The organism is Leisingera sp. JC11 (genome assembly GCF_040704725.1).
Taxonomy (GTDB): domain Bacteria; phylum Pseudomonadota; class Alphaproteobacteria; order Rhodobacterales; family Rhodobacteraceae; genus Leisingera.
The window spans coordinates 1-1,222 of sequence record NZ_JBFCVS010000055.1; the positions used below are offsets into that span (position 1 = coordinate 1).

Consider the following 1,222-nt stretch of genomic DNA (forward strand, 5'->3'; position numbering starts at 1 on the left):
CGCGGATCACGTCGAGCGCCGCGCCGGTGCGCAGGGTGACTTCCAAAGCAGGCAGGCCGCCCGCCACCAGCGCTTCGGCCAGGGGACGGGCGTGGGCCGCGTCCTCCACCACCAGCACCGGCATCACCGGCGCCAGGGCGCAGATCTCGCAGGTGCGCAGGCTGGCGTCCTGAGGGGTTATCCGCATCATTCACACTCCAAATACGCTGGCGCCCTGGTCGGCCGAAGCCACCGAGCGGCGGAACAGGGAAAACAGCTCGCGGCCGGTGCCGTGCTGGCAGGCGCTGAGGTCGGCTTCGGCGGGGGCGCGGTCCAGCGCGCCCTCCGTCAGGACCTCCAGGGTGCCGCGCGCCGCATCCAGCCGCAGCAGGTCGCCGTCGCGGATCCGGGCAATCGGGCCGCCGTCCAGGGCTTCGGGCACCACATGGATCGCCGCCGGGATCTTGCCGGAGGCGCCGGACATCCGCCCGTCGGTGACCAGCGCCACCTTCTGGCCGCGGCCCTGCAGGATGCCGAGGAAGGGGGTGAGGCTGTGCAGCTCGGGCATGCCGTTGGCCTTGGGGCCCTGGAAGCGCACCACCACGATCACGTCGCCGGTCAGCTCGCCCGCCTTGAAGGCGGCCTTGGCCTCCTCCTGGTCATGAAAGACCCGGGCCGGGGCCTCGACCGTCTGATGCTCCTTTGCCACCGCCGAGACCTTGATCACCGCGGTGCCCAGGTTGCCGGTCAGCCGCTTCAGGCCGCCGGTGTTCTGGAACGGCGCCTCCGCCGGGCGCAGCACCGCGTCGTTCAGGCTTTGCCCGGGCCCGGGGCGGAAGGTCAGGCCGTCCTCCGACAGGAAGGGCTCCCGGGTGTAATGCTCCAGCCCTTCGCCGGCGACGGTCCGGGTGTCCGGGTGCAGGAGCCCCGCCTTCAGCAGCTCGCCGATCATGTAGCCGAGCCCGCCTGCGGCGTGGAAATGGTTCACGTCGGCCAGGCCGTTGGGATAGACCTTTGCCAGCAGCGGCACCGCCTCGGAGAGATCCGCAAAATCCTGCCAGTCCAGGAGGATGCCGCCCGCCCGCGCCATCGCGATCAGGTGGATCAGCAGATTGGTGGAGCCGCCGGTGGCCATCAGCCCGGTGATGCCGTTGGCATAGGCCTTCTCGTCCAGAATATCGCAGACCGGGGTGTAGCTGTTGCCGAGCGCGCTGAGCGACAGCGCCCGCTTGGCGCCCTCCGC

At 70.9% G+C, this 1,222-nt stretch carries 1 protein-coding gene and 1 pseudogene; both read right to left on the bottom strand.

Features of this window, described 5'->3' with window-relative positions:
• Nucleotides 1-187: pseudogene (locus tag AB1A62_RS22080) on the bottom strand (keto-deoxy-phosphogluconate aldolase); the annotation flags it as partial.
• A 3-nt stretch (nucleotides 188-190) separates the two neighbouring features.
• Nucleotides 191-1,222: dihydroxy-acid dehydratase (locus AB1A62_RS22085; RefSeq protein WP_366663603.1), on the bottom strand; the 1,032-nt coding region annotated here is incomplete at its 5' end.